Origin of the sequence: Cupriavidus laharis (assembly GCF_914271435.1) — a bacterium.
Classification (GTDB): domain Bacteria; phylum Pseudomonadota; class Gammaproteobacteria; order Burkholderiales; family Burkholderiaceae; genus Cupriavidus; species Cupriavidus laharis.
Genome location: NZ_CAJZAI010000002.1, coordinates 15517 through 33833, shown reverse-complemented (window position 1 = coordinate 33833; position 18317 = coordinate 15517). Strand labels below are relative to the sequence as shown.

Below are 18317 nucleotides of genomic sequence, written 5' to 3'. Positions count from 1 at the left end.
CGAAGAGCGGCGGCGGGCGGCACTCTCGCGCCAGGGTTCCCTGTCTTGCGCGAACCCTTCAGGCAAACATAGGCATGCCGTCCGGGCAATGCAAGCGGTGAGCGCCTCCGGGCACGCCTGTCATCCGGCCTGCTTTCCGGTTCAACGGCTACCTGACGTCCTGGGTCAACTGATAGGTCATGGAGTAGCTGAAGCGGCTTGCCGGATGGACGCCCGTGGTTACGGCAATGACCTTGTCGCGGAGAAAATACGTGCGGACGATGCGCAGTCCGGCAGACCCGTCTTCCACCTGCAGCTGTTCGGCCTGCGTGCCAGCGATCAACAGTCCCTGCAGTTCCTGCTCGACGCGGGTCACCTTGATGCCATATTCCTTCTCGATCATCGTATAGACCGGAACGCTCAGGACTTCGCCGAGTTCCGGCAGCTTGCTGTAGGCCTGGTCGACATAAATGTCGACCAGGGCGATAGGTTCGTGCTTGGCGTCTGCCCCATACCGGATCCCCGCGATATGCAGCCATTCGGCGCCCACGTTGCTGCGCAGCAGTCTGGCCTGAACCGGGTCCGCCTGGATCCGCTCGCAAGAAGACATTCGCAGCGTCGTGCCCTTGGCATAGCCGACCAGGTCGGCCGGCGAATCCATGACTTGCATGTAGCGTTCGCGCGGCCGGTCCGAGATCACCCGCGTGCCCACGCCGGCCTGCCGGCTGACCATGCCGAGATTGGTCAACTTCTGAATGGCCTGCCGCACGGCGTAGCGGCTCAGGTTCCACTGTTCGCCCAACTCCGCCTCGGTCGGGAGCAACTCGCCGACGCGCGGCCGGCCATTGACGATCTCTTGCATCAGCGTCCGGGCCAGGTCCAGGTGCCTGGGGGGCGTGGTCGCAAGCGAGGGAGGGTACACGTCAATCTCGTTTTCCATGGGGTTTGCCGCGCAAGCGCCGCGTTCCGGTAACAGCGCAAATCATAGCGCAGGCGGCAGGGTTTTTACTAATATTCGAATGTTCGAACAAAGTCCTATAGTTCAGTCGTCGCAGCGGTGACTGTCTGGTGCTTGTTTCCGTTCGCATCGCACGACTTCTCGATATTCGGAGATCACTGAGCATGTACCCCATCGACTTCCTGTGGCGAGCAGCACGCCGGCACCAAGACCGGGCCGCAATCATCAGTCCCACGGGCAATCTGACCTTTGGCGAACTGGCTGCCGTCGTACTGAGGCGGGCGGCCGCGCTGACGGCAATAGATCCCGAACCGCGCAGCCGGGTTTGCGTGGGGGCGGCGAATTCGGTCGATCATCTGGTGGCCATCCTTGCCATCCTGGCCGCCGGCAAGGTGTGGGTGCCGCTCAATCCACGCAACGGCGATCCGGAGTTGCGGCGCATCGTGGAGTTTGCGGAGCCGTCGCTTGTGCTGGCCGACCACGATATGGCCGCACGGCTGGCTGGCATCTCCCCGAGCCTGCATACGCTGGATGTGCTTGAGCGCCATGCTGGTGACACATCGAGCGTCATGATGGGACCGTATTCGCGCCACGGAATAGACCTCGCCGAGGCGCAGGCCATCAAGTTCACGGGCGGCACCACCGGGGTGCCCAAGGGCGTGATCCAGCCACTGCGTGCGTGGAACACCAATATCGCCACGCAGATCCACGAGCTGGCCCTGACACCGGACGACCGCTACCTGGTGGCCGCGCCGATCACGCATGGCACTTCGACGTATATGCTGCCGTTGCTCGGTGTTGGTGGCGCGCTGATCTTCCCGGCGTACAACAAAGCGCCGGCATTGCTGGATACCGCGGACCAGCACCACGCGACCCTGTTCTTCGCGCCGCCCACGCTGATCCTGGCATTGGTGGAAGAACAGCGCCGCACGGCCCGTCCGCTGAAGGCCTTGCGCTACCTGGTCTACGGCGGCGCGCCGATGCGCCCCGAGCAGATTCGCGACGCCCAATCGGTCTTCGGTCAGGTTCTGTGCACGTCGTTCGGCCAGACCGAAGCGCCGCAGATCATTACCTTTCTGTCGCCGGCCGAAATGGCCGGGGAAAACTTGGCCTCGGTGGGGCGACCGTCGCTCCTGACCCGCGTCGCCATCGTCGACAAGGAAGGCCGGCCGCTGCCAGCCGGTGAGGAAGGCGAAATCGCCGTGCGCGGCGACCTCGTGATGAGCGGCTACCTGAAGGCAGAGGACGAGACGCGCAAGACCCTGGTCGATGGCTGGCTGCGCACCGGGGATGCCGGCGTCCTGGACGACCGCGGTTATCTCTTCCTGCGTGACCGCATTCGCGACGTGATCATCACCGGCGGGTTCAACGTGTATCCGAGCGATGTCGAGGTGGTGCTGTCGGCGCACCCGGCCGTTGCCGACTGCTCCGTCGTCGGCGTGCCGGATGCCAAGTGGGGCGAGGCCGTGCATGCCGCGGTACAGGTGCGTCCCGGCATGAGCGTCGATACCGATGACCTGATCGCGCTCGTCAAGCGCGAACTGGGCTCTGTCAAGACACCCAAGCACGTTCATCTCTTCGAGGCGCTTCCGCGCAGTGCCGTCGGCAAGGTACTGAAGCCGGCCGTGCGGGACATTATCCTGAATCACCGGAGCCACTGATGGCGACTACCGACGCAAAGGCCACACCCGCCTCGAAGCTGTGCCACTACACGGAACAGGCGGTCTACTACGGCGAAGACGATCTCGTGGCGGACCTGCTCGGGCGCGCAAGCTTTGTCGACGTCTTCATGAAGCAGACGTTCGGCAGGGCGCCGTCTGCGGCCGAGCGCCAGATCGTCGAAGCCGTGCTGGTCACGCTGATGGAGCACGGCATGACGCCCAGCGCGATTGCTTCGCGCATGATCTACGCCAGTTCGCCGGAAAACCTGCAGGCCGGCGTGGCCGCAGGCCTGCTTGCCGTTGCCAGCCAGTTTGTGGGAACCATGGAGCCGGCCGCGGCCGTGCTCGACCGCATCGTGGATGCGGGTGAAGACGGCGCTGCCGAAGCGAAACGCATTGCCGGCGAATTCCGCGCCAGCCGCCGCGCCGTGCCGGGGTTCGGCCATCACCTGCACCGGCCGGACGATCCGCGCGCGATCAGGCTGCTGGGCCTGGCGCGCGAACTTGGCACCTACGGTCAACGATGCGCTGCGCTGGCATTGCTTGCCACCGAAGTGGACGCGGCTGCGGGACGCCACATCACCATCAATGCCACCGGCGCGATTGCCGCGATCCTCGGGGATATCGGCATTCCCGCGGCGCTGATGCGCGGATTCGCCGTGCTGAGCCGGGCTGCCGGACTGATCGCGCATATCGCCGAAGAACAGCGCGACCCATCCGGCCGATTCATCTGGAGCCTCGTTGATGACGCCATGACGGGCACGCGCGCGCCAGCCTGAGCCAGAACGACGGTGCGAGGCCCGCGTCGGGCATCGCGCCACTGCGGCACAACAAACCATTGGAGACAATCATGACCCAAGCCACCCCATCCATTCAGCGCCATCACCACATCACGCTGAGCGTCGGCACCGCCCAGGAAGACTATGACTTCCACACCAAGGTGCTGTCGCTCAAGAGCGTCAAGAAGACCTTGATCTACGACGGCGGCACGCCCTTCTACCACCTTTACTACGGCAACGATGTCGGCGAAGAAAGTACGCTGATCACCTGCTTCCCGGTGGCGCATTTCGGGCGCAAGGGAACGCGCGGCACGGGTCAGATCGGCAGCCTGGCGCTATCGGTGCCGGTGTCCGCCATCCCTTTCTGGGAGAAACGCCTGCGCGACCACGGCTTCGAGGTCCGCCGCTCCGAGCGGTTCGGCGAGCAGGTCCTGGCATTCGCGCATCCCTGTGGCATCGAATACGAGCTGATCGGCATCGCCGATGATGCCCGCAAGCCGTACTCCAACGGCGAAGTGCCTGCCGAACTGGCGATCCGCGGCCTGCACACCATCGCGGTGAATGTGCGCGAGATGGAATCGTCGCAGGAATTCATGGGTGCCGGCTGGTCAGCGCGTGAAGTGGCGCGCGACGGCAAGTACGCGCGTTATGCGTTCGGAGAAGGCGGCTCGGGCAAGTTCGTGGACTATGCGCTGGAAACCGCCATGCCGCAGGCAAGCTGGACCTATGGCTCCGGCACGGTCCACCACTGTGCCTTCCAGGTCGAGGACCATGCCGCGCAGGACTTTTTCAAGCGCAGGCTCGAGGGCTTGGGCTTCACCGATACCTCGGAGCGCAAGGACCGCGGCTACTTCGAGTCGATCTACGTGCGCACGCCGAGCGGGGCCTTGTTCGAGGCCACGGTGTCCAAGCCCCAGGCGTTCCTCATCGACGAGCCCTACGAGACGCTCGGCGCGGAGGTGCAGATCGCGCCGCAGTTTGCCAGCCAGCGCGAGAGCATCCTGCGTTCGCTGGAAACGCTGAAGTACTGACCCCCATCGCCCATACCCATAGCCCGTAGCGGGCGGCGGCCAGCACTGTGCCGTGGCCCGCGCGCATGCCTGATACGGCTGGAATCATATGTCAGAACGCAACCCACACCTGCGCATGCCGGTGACTGTCTTCGGCGCGCCGCCAAGGGACGCCGCCATGGCGGCAATCCTGGTGCATGGCCGCGGCCAGTCTCCCGCACTGATGAAGGAGATGATCGTAGACCGCAGCGGGCGGCCCGACATCGCCTGGTTCGCGCCTGCGGCGGCGGACAACACCTGGTATCCCGAGCGCTTCATCGAACCGGTGTCACGGAACGAGCCGCGACTCTCGCAGGCCCTGGAGCGCCTGGAGGCATTGTCCCGCGAGTTGCTGGCGTTGGGCTTTCCCTACGAGTCCCAGGTGCTGGTCGGCTTTTCGCAGGGCGCCTGCCTTTGCAGCGAGTTCGTCTGGCGCCAGGACCGGCGCTATGGCGCACTGGTCGCGTTCACGGGCGGCCTGATCGGACCGCCGGGAATGCCCAGGCAAACCATTCCCAGGCACCTGCGGGACATGCCGGTGCTGCTTTCCACCTGCGCCGCGGACCCGCATGTGCCGCTGGACAGCGTGCAGGAATCCGCCCGGTTGTTCCGTACCGCGGGGGCGGACGTCAGGCTGGTGGTGGAGCCGGGATGCGAGCACGCGATCCGTGATACCGAGGTTGCCTTCGCAAACGTTGCATTGGCGCATTGCGCACCGCAAGCAGATTGATATTGGAGCTGTCAGCATGGAGCCGTTTGTCCACGAAACGCGCGCATCCCGCGTAGTCTTTGGTCCCGGGGCACGCCGGTCACTGCCGCGTGAACTCGAACATCTGGGGATCAGGCGGGTGCTTGTCCTGACCACCCCCGAGCAGGCCACGCTCGGCCATCAGGTGGCCGAACTGCTGGGCGACCGGTCGGTTGGCGTGTACAGCAAGGCCGTGATGCATGTGCCCGCCGACGTCGCGCGGGCAGCGGTGGCCGCTGCGGCGGAACTCGGCGTGGACGGCTGTCTTGCTGTGGGTGGCGGTTCCACCATCGGCCTGGCGAAAGCCATTGCGCTGGAGTCTGGCCTGCCGATCATCGCCGTGCCGACGACCTATGCCGGCTCGGAGATGACGCCGTTGTATGGCATCACCGAAGCGGCGAACAAGAAGGCCGGGCGGGACTGGCGCGTCTTGCCGCGGACAGTGGTCTATGACCCCGAGCTGACGCTCACCCTGCCGGCCACGCTTAGCATGACCAGCGGCATGAACGCCATGGCGCATGCCGCGGAAGCGTTGTACGCACCGGACGGCAACCCGGTTTTCAGCCTGATGGCGGAAGAGGGCATCAGGGCCCTGGCCACGGCGCTGCCGCGCCTGCGCGAAACGCCGCAAGACCTGGACGCCCGCGGCGACGCGCTGTATGGCGCATGGCTGTGCGGCACCGTACTCGGCAATCTGCAGATGGGTGTGCACCACAAGCTCTGCCATACGCTGGGCGGCAGCTTCAACCTGCCGCATGCGGAAGTCCACACCGTCATCCTGCCTTACGCGCTGGCCTACAACGCGGCGTCGGCGCCGCAAGCCATGACGCGCATCGCTCGCGCGCTGGGGCGGGATGATGCGCCCGCGGGAATGCGGCAGCTGGGCGAGGCACTCGGCGCGCCGCGCTCTCTGCGCGAAATCGGCATGCCGGCTGACGGGCTGGACCGGGCGGCAGACCTGGTGGTGGCCAGCCCGTATCCCAATCCGCGCCCGATCGAGCGTGAGGCGATCCGCGCACTGCTGCAACGCGCCTATGAGGGCCAGGCGCCAGCCTGATATCCGCGCACAGAACGAAGGAGTCACCATGTCATATGTCGTGCGCGCCTATTTCCGCGCTGGCGTCGGGAAATCGCGGCTGAAGATCCGGCCCGACCATATCCGCTATGTCATCTCGGCGCTTCCTGGCGTCGTCTGCGCGGGCGCCTTGTGCGGGGAAGACCAGCTTCCCCGTGGCCTGTTCCTCGTCCTCGACTGCGCGGAGAAGACGGAGGCGGACGCATTCATTGCCAACGAGCCCTACAACCGCGCCGGCTTGCTGGAGCGCGTGGAGGTGGAACGCCTGATCCAGTTCGCTCCGCATCCGAATCCGCGTATCTTGCATGAGGAGCTCGAGAGGGCTATGGAAGCGGCAAGTCGTGCGACGGCTGGCTGAGGCACGCACCCGCCGGCACGAAAGGTCCCGCAAGGACCACCAACATAAAACGAATTGAGATGCCGGTGCCTTGCTCGTACCGCGCATCCACAGGAGACGTCATGTTCATGCCAACCATTCCGGCGGTAGCCGTACCGGCACCTGATCCCGCCTAGCGCTTTCACGCGGGCATGCCCTGGCCGCGCGCGAGCGGCAACGCCTGCAGGCTATCGCCAAGTCAAGCAGAAAAGACGCAGTGCCACCCTGCAGGGTGGCGTGCGCCCGAAGCAAATGTGCTGCTGGCCGGCAGGGCGACGCTCGCCTTGAGATCGGTTCGCATGCCAGCTGCGACGGTTTTCTTCCGTCGAATTCTTCACGATGAAGCAGTGAATCATGGAACGAATCAAACGCATCATCCTGTCCGGCATGCCGCTCCTCATTATCGGGGGGCTGCTCTATGCAGGTCTGTTCGTCAAGCCCAAACCGGTTGGAAGCGCCGTGGAACAGCCGCTCGTCGAGCGCGGCGATGTCTTCTATGGCATCGCCCCGCTGCCTGACGGCGGACTCTGGGCGGTCGGTTCCAACGGCAAGATCCTGTACAGCGCCGATGCCGGCACCAGCTGGCGCAGGCAGGGGACACCCGCTCATGAAACCCTGCAGGACGTCGCCGCATGGGACGGCCGCCGTGCCGTCACGGTCGGCAACGAGGGCGTGGTCCTCACCACGGATGATGCGGGGCTTACCTGGACGGCAGCGCAAACGCCCAAATCCGCCATCAGCAACAAGCTGATGCGCGTGCAGGTCAGCCAGGACGGAAGCGCCTGGGCGGTTGGCAGCGGCGGCGTACTGATGCGTTCACGCGACTACGGGAAGCGCTGGGAATCGGCGGCAGAGGGCGAGGACACCGCCTGGAACGGCATCGACTTCCAGGGCCGACGCGGATGCGTCGTGGGCGAATTCGGGCGCATCCGCATCACCGCAGACGCCGGGGAAAGCTGGACCAGCGTCGCGAGCCCCGTCAAGCACAGCCTGATGTCCGTGCGCTTCAACGAGGCCGGCCAGGCAGTGGCGGTCGGGCTGCGGGGCACCGTGCTGGTCAGTGACGACGGTGGTGCGACATGGAAGCCGGCGGACAAGGCGACCGATGAAGACCTGTTCGACGTGACCTGGGACGGCAAGCGGTGGATCGCGGTCGGCGACAAAGGCGTGGTGCTGGTGGGTGGCGACGCCGGCAAATGGCGGCTGACGCGCCTCGCTGCCGAGGATCGCGGCTGGTACACCAGGGTGCGGGCGCAGAACGGCAAGTACTACGTTGCCGGATCGCGGCTGGGCGCCAAAGACGCAAACGCGCTGTAAGGCACCAAACAGGGTATCTGGAGGAAGACATGAAAAGAATGCTGGGAAGCAGGCTCGAACGCTTTGTCGAGACCTGCATTGACCGACGCGCCTGGGTTGCGGGGATCTTCTTCCTCGTGACAGCCGCGATGCTGCTGGTGGCGACGAAGGTAGAGGTCAGGACGGTCTTTGAAGATCTGCTGCCGCGCAGCCACCCGTATATCCAGGTGCATGAGCAGTACAAGCATGCATTTGGCGGGTCGAACGTGGTCAGCATCGTGCTGGAAGCCGAGCGTGAGGATATCTTCACTACGCCGTTCCTGAGCAAGATCAAGCAGGTCACGACGGCCTTGCAGCAAGTGGATGGCGCCAACCAGTTCCAGATCGTTTCCCTGGCTTCGCGCAAGCTCAAGGAGATACGTGGCTCCACCGATGCCATCGACTCCAACCCCCTGATGTGGCCCGATGTGCCGCAGGACCAGGCCGGGATCGACAAGCTGAAACAGGCGGTCCTGAACAATCCGCTGGTCTATGGCGCCTATGTCTCGCGCGACCTCAAGTCGGCACTGGTGACGGTCGATTTCTATGAGAACGCGGCCGACTACAACAAGATCTTCCCGCAGGTGATGTCGATCGCCGATTCGGCGCGCGGCGACGGCGTGCGCGTACGTGTGACCGGCGAGCCGATCCTTTACGGCTGGGTCAAGCACTTCCTGCCGGAGACGCTGCAGATCTTCCTGTTCACCATCGGCTGCTTGGTGCTGCTGCTGTTCCTCATTGCCCGTACCTGGCGCGGCACGCTGCTGCCACTGCTGGCAGGCGTCGGCAGTGCGGCCTGGGCGCTGGGCACGGCGCGCCTGCTGGGCTTCAACCTTGATCCGTTGGTGATCGTCATCGCGTTCCTGATTACGGCGCGGGCCATTTCGCACGCCGTGCAGTTGGTGTCGCGCTTCGACGAGGAACTCGCCGCGGGCGCCCTCACCACCCGGGCAGCAGCGAAGGCCAGCATGTTGCAGCTCTTCAAGCCGGGCATGCTGGGGGTGATTGCCGATGCTGGCTGCATGATCGTGGTGGTGCTGACCCCCATCCCGCTGATGCACAAGGTTTCGATCATCGGCACGGTATGGGTCATGACCATTGCGATCAGCGCCTGCGTGATGACGCCGGTCCTGCTTTCCTGGGTACGTTACCCGCGCGGCTACGCCCATGGTCTGGATCTCGGCCGCTACCTGGATCGCATCCTGGACCTCTGCGTACGCACGGCCACGACGCGGTGGCGCTACGCGGTGCTGACCGCAACCGTTGCCGTTTTCGGCGTATCCGCGTGGTATGCCAGCCGCATCCAGGTCGGAGATGCGCAGCCGGGTTCGCCCATCCTGTGGCAGGACTCTGCCTACAACCGAGACGCGGCAGCCATCAACCAGCAGTTCCAGGGCGCCGATCGCCTCTATGCGGTGTTTTCGGGGACCAAGCCGAACGCGGTGAAGTCGCCGCACGTGCTGGAGAGTATGGCCGGACTGCAGCGCTACATGGCAGCGCAGCCCGAAATCGGCGGCAGCATGTCGATTGCCGACGTCATTCCGATGGTGCGGCGGGTGTTGAACGAGAACAACCCGCGCTACCTCGAGCCCGGCCGTACCGCGGAGGAGAACGGGGAGCTGATGTACATGTTTGTGTCCGGCTCCGATCCGGGCGACATGGCTCGCTTCACGGACATTCAATCGAAGGATGCATCGGTAACCTTCTTCTTCCGCGACCACCGCGGCGACAGCATCCGCACGGCCATGGCAAGGCTCAAGGCCTATGTCGATGCCCATCCGCTGGCGGAAGGCACCTACCGCCTGGCAGGTGGCCTGGTCGGCGTGCTGGCGGCCGTCAACGAAGTGATCCTGGCCGGGCAGATCGAGAGCATCGCGCTCGCCTTGCTGGTGCTGGTGGTGTGCTGCGCGGTCGCCTACCGCTCGATGACGGCAGGCATCTTCTTCATGGTGCCGGTGATTCTCTCCAACACCATCACCTTCAGCTACATGGCGTGGAAGGGCATTGGCATGAACCTCAGCACGCTGCCGGTGGCCGCGCTGGGCATCGGCCTGGGGGTCGATTACGCCTTCTACATCGTGGATGGCATCAAGGAAAAGCTGGCCGAGGGCAAGGACCTGACGGCGGCAACCATTGCTTCGCTGCACGGCGCCGGACGCGGCGTGATGGTGACGGCCCTGACGCTTACCACCAGCGTGGTGCTCTGGTGCGCGTCGTCGCTGAGGTTCCAGGCGGACATGGGTGTGCTGATGGCCATCTGGCTGTTCGTGTCGGCGATCAGCGCGCTGTTCATCATGCCGGCCATGGTGCTGGTGTTCCGGCCGGCATTCATCGTCAAGACAGCGGAAAAGCTTGAAGCGGACAGTGTCGGGGACGTCCCCATCCGTGCGATCCCGGAAGCGTAGATCCTGATTCGATGCACAGAAAAAAACCGATATTGGATGGAGGAGACAATGAAACTGAGCCAATGGTACGACGTGGGCCGGAAATCCGGCGCGGCAGGCCTGGTGTTTGCCTGCCTGGCGGGATCAGCCGGTGTCCGTGCGGCACAAGCGGACGAACCCGCCGCAGTGGGCACGGATACGCGCGGCGACAGCGGCACGAACCCGGAGAACTACAGCTTTCACCTGGGCGGGTACGCCCGTGCATGGACGTCGTTCAACCTGCAGGACCCGCCGGAGACCAGCAAGAACGACAGGTTCTCGCCTTCGATGGTGCGTGGCTCGCTGCTGCTGGATGCAGACGCGAAGACGGGTCCGATTGCCTGGAAGGTGATCGGGCGCGCGGACCAGGAGTACAAGACCTCCTATCTGCGCGACCTGGAGAACCTCAACCGGCAGAACTCGCCGGGCGGGCCCGGCAGCCAGTTGATGGACCAGTACAACCAGGCCGAGCTGCGCGAGTACTACGCCGACTTCTCGCCGACGGATCGCCTGAGTTTCCGCATCGGCAAGCAGCAGGTAGTGTGGGGCGAGACGGACTTCTTCCGCGCGCTCGACCTCGTCAATGGCTTCGACTATCGCTGGCGGTCCTTCCTGGAGCGCGAGGGCGACGAACTGCGCAAGCCGCTCTTCCTGGTCAAGGCCAAGGTCGATGTGCCGGAGGCCGATGGCAGCCTGCAACTGCTGTTCCGGCCTGGCATCGACCGCCTGCGCGACGTGGGCAACAGCTACGACCTGTATGGCGGCCGCTGGGCGGGGCAGCCCTACAAGGGCGTGGACTTCCTGGCCCCGGGCGCCCTGAACTACAACTATCGCGCGCCCGGCGCGAACGTCACTGACATGACCGGGGGTGTGCGCTGGGAAGGGATCGCCGGCCCGGTCAACTACTCGCTTGCCTACCTGAAGACCTTCAACAACGACCCTGTCGTCAATTCGGCGTTCGCGCCCTCGGGGTCCACGCCGACCGGCACGCTCGGGGATTTCATCTTCCCCAAGATCGACCTGTTCGGCGCCACGGTCAGCGGCTATGTGCCGGCGATCGATTCTGTACTGAGCACGGAACTGGTCTATACGCGCAATGCGCCGTACAACGTCGGCACCAATTTCTTCGGCGGCGCACTGCCCGGGTTCGGCGGGATCGTCAAGAAGGACCTGGTCACGACCATGGTCCGTATCGACAAGAACCTGAACCTGACGAAGTTTCTCGGTACCAGCAGGCCGTCGTTCTTCTCGGTTCAGGTGTTCGACAAGTGGATCCAGAACTACAAGCGTTCGGATGACATCGTCAACATGGTCGGCTACGGCAGGGCGGCGAGCCAGCACTCGACCATCGCCACCGTCATCCTTGGCCTGAACTACAAGAACGACAAGATCAATCCCCAGCTGGCGGCGGGCGCTTCGCTGCAGGGCGGCGGCGGCTTCCTAATCCCCAGCGTGGAGTTCGTCTATGGGAACCACTGGAGACTGGTGCTGGAGGCCGATCTCTTTTTCTCGAAGCACAAGCGGCAGCCCGGCCAGATCGAAAACTCGACCGGACTGTTCGGATCGTTTGCCAACAATGACCAATTCGTCGCTCGCCTGACGCGACAATTCTAAGCAGGAGACAAAGCATGCATCCCATCAGGAAGACCCTCGCGCTCTGCGCAATTGCCGCATTGGGCGCCGCCATCACTGCAGCCGGTGCGGCAGAATTGCCAGCCGGTACCGTGATCGACAAGGCCAATATCGACAAGGTCAAGAACGATACGTTCGACGGCCACACCATCGCGAGCCTGCTGACGGACAAGCTGGAATGGCAGATCCGCAATACGGGCCTGAAGATTCCCCTGGGCCATGCCAAGCCCGTGCAGCTCGACCCGAAGTACATCGACGCTACGAAGAAGAACGCGGGCAAGGCGCAGTTCGACGAGAAGACCCGCGAAGTGACCGGCTGGGTGGCTGGCATCCCCTTCCCTGAGGTGAGCCAGAACGATCCCTTTGCTGGCGACAAGCTGATCTGGAACTTCTACTACGCCTCGCCGGAGGGCGACGTCATCAACAACAAGGCGACCTTCTTGATGATCAGCGGCGACAAGGGCCTGGAGTCGACGCAGGACTGGCTGTTCGAGCGGTACTACATGAAGGGCCGGATCAGCGGCGACAAGCCGGTGCTGGGCGATGGCGGCATCCTCAGCAAGACACTGTTCGTGGCGACGGCGCCGGAGGACATCAAGGGGGTCGGCACCTTCACTATCCGCTATGACAGCCCGAAGCTGGAGGACAGCTGGGCGTACATCAAGTCGGCCCGCCGGACCCGCCGTTTGTCCGGGGGCGCGTGGATGGATCCGGTGGGCGGCCTGGACGTGCTGAACGACGATATCTATGTGTGGAATGCCAGGCCCTCGTGGTATCCGAAGGTCAAGCTGGTGGGGCGCCGCTGGATCCTGGCGATCTCGGACGCGAAGCTGGGCTACAACCCGTCGAAGAAAGGGACGCCGGAAGAGTGGAAGACGGTGGACCTGAGCAACCCGCCGTACTGGAATCCGGTGCAGACGTGGCAGCCGCGCGAGGTCTGGGTGATCGAGGGAACGCCGCCTGCGGAGCACCCCTACGGCAAGAAGGTGGTCTATATGGATGTGAACTATCCACGCATTTACATGGGCGAAGCCTATGACAAGAAGGGCGAGTTCTGGAAATTCATCAACTTCCATATGACGCCGTCGGTGGGCGAGGACGGCACGAAGTATTCCTCGTCCATCCAGGGCGACATCATCGACTTCAAGGCCCGCCATGCCTCGATCTACCTCTTCCGCGGCTACAAGCTCAATGAAGCGAAGATCAAGGAGACCGACCTGAGCTACAGCGCGCTGGAATCCATCGCCAAGTGAGGCACAGGGCGCGCCGGCGCCTTGCCGGTGTGCCCTCTTTTTTTGAAAAGAAGCGTTGAGGGGAAGCAGGCACCATGGAAACCAGACCGATGACCGACGAGCAGCGCAAGGCAATCGCACTGGAGTACTTCCGGCGCATGGACCGAGGCGAGAGCGTCGCGGAACTGTTCGACGAGCACGCGGCGTTCTATTTCCCGAAGTGGGGGATAGCCAGGGGACGCGCGCAGATCGAATCGCTGTTCCGGGACTTGATGGGCATCCTGGAATCGGTGAGCCACGATATCGCGCATGCCAACATCATCCAGCAGGGCGACATGGTCGTGGTGGAGGGTACCTCCAGCGGCACCATGAAATCGGGGCAGGCGTGGCGGGCGGGCGTCACCCATGCGGGCCACTGGTGCGATGTTTTCGAGATCCGGGACTTTCGTATCCAGCGCTGCTATGTGTATCTGGATCCGGACTACGGCGACAACGATACCGAGGGGTATCCATGGCTGCAGCGCCGGATGGCTGCCGGCTCGCGCAACTGATGCATTGCGGCATGGCCTTTGCGGCATGGCCGCAAAGGCCATGCCGCTGTTACCGGTTAGCGTGCCGAGTCCAGTACCTCACCGTCCTTCTGCACAGCCTGCGCCTTCATGTAGCTTTCGATCAGCAGCTGATAAGCCGGGAAGATCTTCGTGTAGACCTCGGCCCATTGCTGCGCGTCATCGCGGTGCCAGGTGCGCTGCAGTTCGGAGGCGACGGCTGCCGTATCCATTGGCACTACGCCGGCCTGCACCACGCGCGCCAGCGTGATTTCCTGGGCCATCTTCGAGTACGTGCCCGAGGCATCGACCACGGCAAAGACCTTGTAGCCGTCGGCCACCGCGCTGATGGCCGGGAAGGCCATGCAGACGCTGGTGATGGTGCCGGCAATGATCAGCGTCTTCTTGCCCGTGGCCTCGACCGCGGCGACGAACTCGGGGTTGTCCCAGGCGTTGATCTCGCCCTTGCGTGCGACGTACTTCGCGTGCGGGGCGTTCTCGTGGATCTCGGGGATCAGTGGGCCGTTCGGGCCTTGCGGCACCGAGGCGGTCGTGATGACGGGCAGCTTGCTCAGCGTGGCCATCTTGGCGAGCGCGGCGGCGCGCTGGCGCAGTTCCGGCATCGGCATGTCGCCCACGGTCTGGAACAGGCCGCTCTGGTGGTCGATCAGCAGCATGGCCGTATCGGCGGGGTCGATGACAGGGCGCTTGCCGTTGAAGTTGGCAGGGGTGCTCATGGTGTATCTCCTTGGAACGGTTGGTGCCGAAGCACCGGCTGTTGAACCTGCCGCCGGGCGGCGGCAGGTGGCAGGGTGTGGACGCAGTCCACTGAATCTAGGCGTTGGCAGGTTGCCGGGCAATGTCGGCGAAGCGCCCGCTGTTGAGGTCGCTCAGCGCCTGCGCGATCTCCTGTTCGGTGTTCATCACGAACGGGCCGTAGCCGGCGATCGGTTCGTCGATCGGCTCGCCGGCCAGCAGGAGTACCGTGGCGTCCGTGCTGGCCTCGACACAGGTGCCTTCGCCGGCGCGGTCCAGCAGCACCATCTGCGCTTCGCCGGCAACGGTGCTGCCATTGACCCGCACGGTGCCGCGCAGCACGATCAGCGCGGTGTTCCAGCCTTCCGGCACCGGCAGTTCGGCGATGCGGCCCTGGTTCAGGCGCATATCCCAGACATGCAGCGGTGTGAAGGTGTGCGCCGGGCCGGCATGGCCGTCGAACTCTCCAGCGATCACGCGCACGGTGCCGGTGCCGCCAGGCAACTCCACGGCAGGAATGTCCTGGCTGGTAATGGCCTGGTAGCCAGGCTTCGCCATCTTGTCGCGCGCCGGCAGGTTCACCCATAGCTGCACCATCTCGAGCGGGCCGCCGGTTTCGGAGAACGCCTTCGAGTGGAACTCTTCATGCAGGATGCCGGCTCCGGCCGTCATCCACTGCACGTCGCCGGGGCCGATCACGCCGCCCTGGCCGGTCGAGTCACGGTGCGCGACTTCGCCCTTGTAGACGATGGTCACGGTCTCGAAGCCGCGGTGCGGATGCACGCCCACGCCGCGGGGCTGGCTGGTCGGCGTGAAGTCGGCCGGGCCGGCGTAGTCCAGCAGCAGGAACGGGCTGAGCTGCTTGCCATGGCTCTGGTAGGAAAACATCGAACGGACCGGGAAGCCGTCACCCACCCAGTGGGGACGCGGTGCGCTGTAGACGCCCAGGATTCTCTTCATTGCCATCTCCTGTCTGAATCGTTGACCGGCGGTGCCGGGTCGATGGAGAAAGCATAGAACTGGGACGAATCGGGTTGTAGACCCCTAAATCCGTTATCAGAGTTCTATCAACAGGACGATAGGATTGGCACCGGTATCGTCATGTTGATTCAATGTGGCGATACCGACGCCCATGGGGTGTCAGCGCAGTGTCAACGCGGTTGCAGGCGCCGGGTGCGCAGGATCGCGCCCAGACGCTTCAGGGCGCGGCGCAGGCGTCCCGGACGAGACAGTTCGCGCATGGCGCGCAGGCGGTCGGCGTCGTGCGCGGCGACGTCGGGGTGACGGAAGTCAGGCAGCAGGATCGAGAACTTCATGGCAGGTCTCCGGTGGATTCCCGATCCGGCGCCAGGGGTCAGTATTGCGGCGGCCGGAAACGGGAGCTTGCGGGAACGGCGCGCGGGCAGGCCCCGGTGCGCGCCGGCTTCGGTAAGGGACTGCAAGGGTCGTCGGGCATGGAAGGCTCCGGTTCGGGTGGATCGGCGTGCGCCGGCAAGGCTTGCGAACAGCACACGGCGGCGGCCACGGGTCCGCGGCAGGCATGCGCGCATGCGCCGGTCACGTGGCAAAACGGGCATGCGCGGCGGCTCGCGGCACGAGCGGGCCGGACATGCGATGCAAATTCGTGTGGTGCGGGAAAAACGGGCCGCGGCGAAAGCCACGATCGATGCGCACCGTCAGGCGATACCTGCCAGACGGTGGCCCTGTGATGCACTGCCGGTGAAAGCTTCAGCAGTGGAGAGGGATGCGGGTCTGGCGAGGGTTACCTGTTGTGTCCGTCAGGACAACTGGCTGAGTCCAATTGGAACCCCAAGGCGATAAACAGCGGGCAGTCTAGCCCCCGGGGCAGGATGCGTCAACCGTCACGGCCGTGCAAAAGTGCCGTATGCCGCGCACATGGCAAAAACCGTCAGCCTTGCTGGCGCAATCGGCTATTGTCGCGCGCGGGGCGCTGGAACACACTCGTGCGGCCAGGCGCGTGCCTCGACGCACCGCGCCGCAGAACAGCGATGACAAGGTTGGAGACACCATGCGCGACTACACCGAAGCCTTTGCCGGATTCTCATACCCGGACGCCGTCAGCCGCCAGCTGCACGGCAACCTGGATGCCATGAATGCCTGCGTGGAATGCTGCGACCGGCATGCGCTGCCGGGCCGCATCGCCCTGTTCTGGGAAGGGCGCGACGGCACTTCCGAGACTTGGACGTTTACGCAGTTGCAGGCGCTCTCCGCGAAGGTGGCGGGCTTCCTGAAGGCACAGGGGGTGCAACCCGGCGACCGCGTGGCCGGCCTGCTGCCGCGCACGCCGGAATTGCTGGCCACCATCCTCGGCACATGGCGCGCCGGTGCGGTCTACCAGCCGCTGTTCACCGCGTTCGGACCCAAGGCTATCGAACACCGGCTGAATACCTCGGGTGCGAAGCTCGTGGTGACCGACGGCGCCAACCGCGGCAAGCTCGACGATGTTGCCGACTGTCCGCCCATCGTCACGGTGGCCGGCGACAAGGGCCGCGGCCTCGTGCGCGGCGATTTCAGCTTCTGGGCCGAAGTGGACCGCCAGCCCGCGGAGTTCGAGCCCGTCATGCGGCGCGGCGGCGACCCGTTCCTGATGATGTTCACATCGGGCACCACGGGCCCGGCCAAGCCGCTGCTGGTGCCGCTGAAGGCCATCGTGGCGTTCGCTGGCTATATGCGCGATGCGGTCGACCTGCGCGAGGAGGACGCTTTCTGGAACTTGGCGGACCCGGGCTGGGCCTATGGCCTGTACTACGCGGTCACTGGGCCGCTCGCGCTGGGCCATCCGACCACGTTCTACGACGGCCCGTTCAGCGTCGAAAGCACGTGCCGCGTGATCCGGAAATACGGCATCACCAACCTGGCCGGGTCGCCTACCGCGTACAGGCTGCTGATCGCGGCCGGCAAGGCGGTATCGGACCCGCTGCGCGGCAAGCTGCGCGCAGTCAGCAGCGCGGGAGAGCCGCTCAACCCGGAAGTCATCCGCTGGTTCGCCAACGAGTTGGGCGTGACCATCCATGACCACTATGGCCAGACCGAAACCGGCATGGTGCTGTGCAATCACCATGCGCTGGCGCATACGGTGCGCATGGGCGCGGCCGGATTTGCCAGCCCGGGCCACCGCGTGGTGGTGCTCGACGACGAGAACCGCGAACTGCCTGCGGGCCAGCCTGGTACGTTGGCGCTGGACCTCACGCAGTCGCCGATGTGCTGGTTCCCCGGCTACCACGGCACGGCCACGCGCGCCTTTGCCGGTAACTACTACCTGACCGGCGATTCCGCCGAGCTTAATGACGACGGCAGCATCAGCTTCATCGGCCGCGCCGACGACGTGATCACTACCTCGGGCTACCGGGTCGGGCCGTTCGACGTGGAAAGCGCGCTGATCGAGCATCCGGCCGTGGTGGAAACCGCGGTGATCGGCAAGCCCGATCCGGAGCGCACCGAGCTGATCAAGGCCTTCGTCGTGCTCGATCCGCAATACCGGCCCACGCCGGAGCTGGCCGAAGAACTGCGCTTGCACGTGCGCAAGCGCCTGGCGGCGCACGCCTATCCGCGCGAAATCGAGTTCGTGGCCGAACTGCCCAAGACCCCGAGCGGCAAGGTGCAGCGCTTCATCCTGCGCAACCAGGAGGTGGCGAAGGCGCGCGAGGTGCAGGCCGCCGGCCAGGCGAACTGACGCCGCCAGCACGCCGCCAACGCGTCAGGAAGGCCGGCATACCGCTTCCTATAATGGGGAAGCGGTGCCGCC

Annotated in this window: 16 protein-coding genes; 12 read left to right on the top strand and 4 right to left on the bottom strand. The window is 64.8% G+C overall.

Features of this window, described 5'->3' with window-relative positions:
- Positions 1-148 precede the first annotated feature (148 nt).
- Positions 149-919, bottom strand: a complete 771-nt coding sequence (locus LDO29_RS03955; RefSeq protein WP_224078493.1) for a GntR family transcriptional regulator — start codon at positions 917-919, stop codon at positions 149-151.
- A 182-nt stretch (positions 920-1101) separates the two neighbouring features.
- On the opposite strand from LDO29_RS03955, the gene LDO29_RS03950 reads away from it, so the two are divergent.
- From LDO29_RS03950 to LDO29_RS03900, 11 genes are all read left to right on the top strand, one after another.
- Complete coding sequence (locus LDO29_RS03950) at positions 1102-2598, top strand: class I adenylate-forming enzyme family protein (protein ID WP_224078492.1); 1497 nt, start codon at positions 1102-1104, stop codon at positions 2596-2598.
- Positions 2598-3377 (top strand): citryl-CoA lyase, encoded by a 780-nt coding sequence (locus LDO29_RS03945; protein ID WP_224078491.1) that lies wholly within the window; start codon positions 2598-2600, stop codon positions 3375-3377. The genes LDO29_RS03950 and LDO29_RS03945 overlap by 1 nt, the downstream gene beginning before the upstream one ends.
- A 71-nt stretch (positions 3378-3448) precedes the next feature.
- Positions 3449-4408: a VOC family protein gene (locus tag LDO29_RS03940; protein ID WP_224078490.1), complete on the top strand. Its 960-nt coding sequence runs from the start codon at positions 3449-3451 to the stop codon at positions 4406-4408.
- Positions 4409-4496: 88 nt separating this feature from the next.
- The gene (locus tag LDO29_RS03935) at positions 4497-5156 is read left to right on the top strand and encodes an alpha/beta hydrolase (RefSeq protein ID WP_224078489.1); all 660 of its coding nucleotides are present in this window, start codon (positions 4497-4499) and stop codon (positions 5154-5156) included.
- A gap of 16 nt (positions 5157-5172) precedes the next feature.
- On the top strand, positions 5173-6231 hold the full coding sequence (locus LDO29_RS03930; RefSeq protein ID WP_224078488.1) for a maleylacetate reductase: 1059 nt from the start codon (positions 5173-5175) through the stop codon (positions 6229-6231).
- A 28-nt stretch (positions 6232-6259) separates the two neighbouring features.
- Complete coding sequence (locus LDO29_RS03925) at positions 6260-6607, top strand: YciI family protein (RefSeq protein ID WP_224078487.1); 348 nt, start codon at positions 6260-6262, stop codon at positions 6605-6607.
- A 372-nt stretch (positions 6608-6979) separates the two neighbouring features.
- Positions 6980-7942 carry a WD40/YVTN/BNR-like repeat-containing protein gene (locus LDO29_RS03920; protein ID WP_224078486.1) on the top strand — a complete coding sequence of 321 codons (963 nt, stop codon included), beginning with the start codon at positions 6980-6982 and terminating at the stop codon, positions 7940-7942.
- 29 nt (positions 7943-7971) lie between these two features.
- Positions 7972-10365, top strand: coding sequence for an efflux RND transporter permease subunit (locus tag LDO29_RS03915; RefSeq protein ID WP_224078485.1), 2394 nt, complete (start codon positions 7972-7974; stop codon positions 10363-10365).
- 48 nt (positions 10366-10413) lie between these two features.
- On the top strand, positions 10414-11997 hold the full coding sequence (locus LDO29_RS03910) for a DUF1302 family protein (protein ID WP_224078484.1): 1584 nt from the start codon (positions 10414-10416) through the stop codon (positions 11995-11997).
- Between the two features lie 14 nt (positions 11998-12011).
- Complete coding sequence (locus tag LDO29_RS03905) at positions 12012-13268, top strand: DUF1329 domain-containing protein (protein ID WP_224078483.1); 1257 nt, start codon at positions 12012-12014, stop codon at positions 13266-13268.
- A 74-nt stretch (positions 13269-13342) separates the two neighbouring features.
- Positions 13343-13798 (top strand): nuclear transport factor 2 family protein, encoded by a 456-nt coding sequence (locus LDO29_RS03900; RefSeq protein ID WP_224078482.1) that lies wholly within the window; start codon positions 13343-13345, stop codon positions 13796-13798.
- Between the two features lie 56 nt (positions 13799-13854).
- Here LDO29_RS03900 and LDO29_RS03895 read toward each other — a convergent pair whose 3' ends face one another.
- The 3 genes from LDO29_RS03895 to LDO29_RS03885 all read right to left on the bottom strand — a co-directional run bounded on the left by LDO29_RS03895 (position 13855) and on the right by LDO29_RS03885 (position 15867).
- Positions 13855-14532, bottom strand: coding sequence for a hydrolase (locus tag LDO29_RS03895; protein WP_224078481.1), 678 nt, complete (start codon positions 14530-14532; stop codon positions 13855-13857).
- 97 nt (positions 14533-14629) lie between these two features.
- A complete protein-coding gene (locus tag LDO29_RS03890) occupies positions 14630-15511 on the bottom strand; it encodes a pirin family protein (protein ID WP_224078480.1) in 882 nt (293 codons plus the stop codon).
- 191 nt (positions 15512-15702) lie between these two features.
- The gene (locus LDO29_RS03885; RefSeq protein WP_224078479.1) at positions 15703-15867 is read right to left on the bottom strand and encodes a hypothetical protein; all 165 of its coding nucleotides are present in this window, start codon (positions 15865-15867) and stop codon (positions 15703-15705) included.
- 713 nt (positions 15868-16580) lie between these two features.
- On the opposite strand from LDO29_RS03885, the gene LDO29_RS03880 reads away from it, so the two are divergent.
- A complete protein-coding gene (locus LDO29_RS03880) occupies positions 16581-18245 on the top strand; it encodes an AMP-binding protein (protein WP_224078478.1) in 1665 nt (554 codons plus the stop codon).
- The last annotated feature ends 72 nt before the right edge of the window (positions 18246-18317 follow it).